This window comes from Pseudomonas amygdali, from assembly GCF_002699855.1.
Lineage (GTDB): Bacteria > Pseudomonadota > Gammaproteobacteria > Pseudomonadales > Pseudomonadaceae > Aquipseudomonas > Aquipseudomonas amygdali.
On record NZ_LKBW01000131.1, the window covers coordinates 1 to 4,164 of the forward strand.

Sequence of the window (4,164 nt, forward strand, 5' to 3'; positions counted from 1 at the left end):
CAATATTCTTTCACGGCTGCGAGTTTTGCCTGCACTGTATATTTACCCATGACGCCTCCAAAGGTTGCGTCCAACCTTCGGGGGTCATACCAACGGCGCTTGGGAATTTGCAGGTCAAAAGCGCCAGTAGCCAAGCCAGTAACAACCCGATCGAACTCATCGTGCAGGGCACTCCTGGCAACGACTACATACGTGGTGGGCTGGCCAATGAACTGCTGATGGGTGGGGGCGGCAACGACCAGCTAGTCAGCGGGGGTGGCAACGATGTGATGGTCTCCAGTGCCGGATACGACGGTATGGACGGCGGCGCCGGTAATGATGTATTCCGCTTCGACCGCATCGGCGACAGCTATATCAATGGCGGAGGCGAGCACACCGATTCCATCAGCCATTTTGACCCCGCCCACGATACCCTCGACGTGTCGGCCCTGGGCTATAGCCATTTAGGCGATGGCTATGGCGATACCTTGCACATCCGTAGCGAGCCTCTGCGCGGCATTTACTTTTTGGAAAGCTACGAGCGAGACGGTAATGGCAAACATTTTGCCGTACAGTTCCTGGCCAATAGCGGCCTTATTACCGATGCCAACTTCCAGCCGCTGATCAACGGCACTTCGCACAACGATCAGCTCGAAGGCACAGACGCCAGCGAATCCCTGAAAGCCGGCGCTGGCCGCGACGACGTCGAAGCGGGTGCGGGCAATGATCGGCTGTTCGGCGGCACCGGCGGCGACACTCTGAGCGGCGGCGCGGGTGCCGACAGCTTCGTGTATACCCGGCTCAGCGACAGCTACCGCAACGATGCCAGTGGCAGCTATAGCAGCCGCGACCTGATCACCGACTTCAGTGGCAACGGTCATGACATGATCGACGTGTCCGCCTTGGGCTTCACCGGGCTGGGTAACGGCTACAACGGTACGCTGAAGGTGGTCCTCAACCTGGCCGGCGATGCCACCGCGCTTAAATCATTAGAGGCCGATGCCAACGGTAACCGCTTTGAAATTCTGCTCAGTGGCAACCATGTCAATGAGCTCAACGCCAGCACTGTGCTGTTCGCCCCGCCCAGTGATGCGACGGTTGTGACCACTCCGCAGCCGATCACCTCGGTGAGTCTGGTAGGCGGTGACAAGTCCGACACCCTTTATGGTTACTGGGGCAACGATACCCTCGCCGGCGGTGCCGGGAACGACACCCTCGAGGGTAACGCCGGTGACGATGTGCTGACCGGTGGGGTGGGCGCGGACAAGCTCACCGGCGGCACAGGCAACGACCGTTTCGTGTTCACTAGCAGCGCCGACAGCCATGCGGGCAGCAGCGACCTGATCACTGATTTCATCTGGGGCCAGGACAAGCTCGACGTCGCTGCGCTCGGCGTGACCGGTTTTGGCAACGGCCGCGACGGCACCTTGAGCATGACCTACGATGAAAACACCGACCGTACCTACCTGCGCAGTAGCGAGCCAGGCGCCGATGGGCATGCGTTCCAGGTCACGCTAGCAGGGTTCGACTACACGCGAGAGCTCACCAACGCCGACCTGGTGGTTGCCGATACGGCAGACGTGGCGCTCGTGGGTCAAACCGCCGTCGACCTCGCGAGCTGATATCACCTGAACGCTAGCGTGTGGGCACCCCTGCCCACCTTTAGTTGTCTGGACGCCTACAAGGCAGGAACAGTGAGCGGTATTGATGCTCACTGCTCCTGCATTTTCAACGCGACCAGGCTTGGTTCGCTGTCAAAGCGCTCGCCTTCCGCTCTTTCTTTTCGCTGGCGCGCACTCAATAGGTAGAGTCGCCGTTTTATTGCGTCAGGAAATAGACCAATCAAAACTTTTCACTGGCTTGCAGAACAGATGGGCAAAAACCGCTGTTAATTTTGTGCGCGAAAAACCGCATTTTTGAAAATAACCGGAAGCCTGGGCAATCCGGCTTATGGCGTTACTCCGACGTATTTAAATCCAGCCGACCTGCAGAAAATAGGCTGAACTTGTAACGGGCGCTATCTCTCTCAATAACTACGCCCACCTGTTTATAAGGAAAACACCATGTCCAAACTCGCAGAATACCGTCAGCTGGAAAAACACCTCGCCGAGCAACTTCAGGCACTGGAGACCATGAAAGGCAACGAGGGCCTGAAGAAAGAGATCGAGTTCGAAACCAAGCTGCGCAAGCTGCTTGAGCACTATGGCTTCAGCCTCAAGCACATGGTCAATCTGCTGGACCCACAGAACTCGTCGCGTCGCCAGGTCGCGGATAAACCTGCGGGCACGCGCAAGCCGCGTGAACTCAAGGTGTACAAGAATCCGAAGACCGGTGAAGTGATCGAAACCAAAGGTGGGAATCACAGAGCCTTGAAAGAGTGGAAAGCAGAGCACGGTGCTGATGTCGTCGAGAGCTGGCTGAAGAAATAAGCCTTGCGCCATGCAACGGTTGATTGACCGGGGTTAATCTGGAGCATCGGCTAATCACCGTTCGCGCGGTCGAACTGCCGATGTCGGGAACGACCCGCTTCGCCAGTACGTCAGACCTCTATCGACTCACTGAAAAGGTACAGCGCAATGGAAAAGACACTCACCGTGGACCAACTGGCTAAAACTGACCTCAGATCAGTTAAAGAGATATGGCTTGGTGATACCCATACTCAGCTATGTCTGTGGCGTGGCGAACAAGTCGTCACACACGACATGCTCAGCGAGGGTACCCACGATCAGAACAATAAACGCCTGCACTTGCAACTGGTCAACCCTGACGACCGGGCTGCAGTGGCCAGCGTCGAGGCGCTCGTTCGTGAGCGGCTGGAAAGGATGGGAAGCAAGGGTGAGTTTTATCCAGCTGAGAATGCGGACACTCACCAGTAATCACGCTGATTACACGCGATTCTGTAGGGTCCTTGGGCTGCATTGCCAGACTGTAGATGTGTGACGCAGAGCGTCACGAACGGCATGCCAACGCGGAGCATTGGCACGATAGTCAGCTCAACATCTCATTCAGGCCTCGGCTGCCTAGCCGGCCATAAAGCGAGCCCGTACCTTCGTCCATACCTCGCCAACCGGCATAAAAAACACCGAAATCAGCTTCAGCACTCCAGGCACATCTCTGCGAATGGTCATAACAGGCTCACTCGCATCATGGACGGCAAGCAAATACCGATACACCCGACGGCTACTCATCGGCAGCAGTCCGATCTGCTCAAGTATCGAAGGGCCCACCTCGCGGACCATGCTGGTGACCATGATCCAGAGCAATATGATTTCGCCACACAGGAAGGTGACAATCACAACAGTGGCGCCTATCGTTCGCCAGTCTTGCAAGGCTTCGAAGATAGCGTCGATGCTGCTGCCCAAGGTCACCATGGTTGTAAATATCGCCGCGATAGTGAAGAGTGCTGCAATGAATCTGCCAGGGTCAGGTAGCCGGAAGAACGCAGCAATACGTGGCCCCATTGTGTCGTGACTGGCCAGTTGCTTGAGCTCCTGACGCTCCTCCCACAGATGTCTAAGCGCCCTCGCTTTATCGACAAGCTCGCCGGGTCCGCAGTTATAGCGTGTGCATAGCCAGTCCTGTTTCAGCTTTAACCTTTCGGAGGGCGTAGTAATTGAAGCGGCGCCCATCCGCTCTGCTCTGATCCGCGCGTACACCTCTCCCAGATGTACTGTGCATATCAGGGAAGTCAGCAGGACTGGCAGCAAAGCGCGAACGTAGTCAGTCAGGGTAGGCGCAGGTAAAAATATCAGCGCACCTGAAAATGCCAATATCAACGCAGCCATCCAGATCAGACAGATACGGGCATCACGCCGACGCCAAGCCTCTTTGAAAGGTGCCCGCTCAAACCGCTGAAAGTGTTCTTCTACATCTTTACGCAGCTGGTTGATGCTCATCGTTTGCTTCCCTTGCATGGCAAACGCACGAGTTTAAGCCGCCTGTTGGGTAACGTAATTAAGCGAATTGTAAAAAGCAGCGTGCCTGCGGGCGTTCTATCGATGATTGTTTATAACCCGGTTATCCATGATGAGGCGGCGCGGATAGGCGCTGGTGAAAGATTAATTAAAGCGTTAACGCGGCTGGAGAGTCTTCAACGCGGCTGAAAAGCCATCAGGATTTTGAGACTGTCAGAAATTTTGTGTTCGGGCATAACATGTAGCTAGAGGTGCATGTATGCCGACCAAA

Annotated in this window: 4 protein-coding genes; 3 read left to right on the plus strand and 1 reads right to left on the minus strand. The window is 55.9% G+C overall.

All coding sequences use genetic code 11. The annotated features are described in order from the left end of the window. Positions 1–86 precede the first annotated feature (86 nt). The 3 genes from AO277_RS11335 (at position 87) to AO277_RS11345 (ending at position 2,855) form a co-directional block, all read left to right on the plus strand. On the plus strand, positions 87–1,601 hold the full coding sequence (locus tag AO277_RS11335; protein ID WP_044320087.1) for a M10 family metallopeptidase C-terminal domain-containing protein: 1,515 nt from the start codon (positions 87–89) through the stop codon (positions 1,599–1,601). Between the two features lie 441 nt (positions 1,602–2,042). Continuing rightward, positions 2,043–2,408, plus strand: a complete 366-nt coding sequence (locus tag AO277_RS11340) for a histone-like nucleoid-structuring protein, MvaT/MvaU family (RefSeq protein WP_044320088.1) — start codon at positions 2,043–2,045, stop codon at positions 2,406–2,408. A gap of 147 nt (positions 2,409–2,555) precedes the next feature. Beyond that, complete coding sequence (locus AO277_RS11345; RefSeq protein WP_044320089.1) at positions 2,556–2,855, plus strand: hypothetical protein; 300 nt, start codon at positions 2,556–2,558, stop codon at positions 2,853–2,855. A gap of 144 nt (positions 2,856–2,999) precedes the next feature. Here AO277_RS11345 and AO277_RS11350 read toward each other — a convergent pair whose 3' ends face one another. Beyond that, on the minus strand, positions 3,000–3,875 hold the full coding sequence (locus tag AO277_RS11350) for a hypothetical protein (RefSeq protein WP_044320090.1): 876 nt from the start codon (positions 3,873–3,875) through the stop codon (positions 3,000–3,002). Positions 3,876–4,164 lie beyond the last annotated feature (289 nt).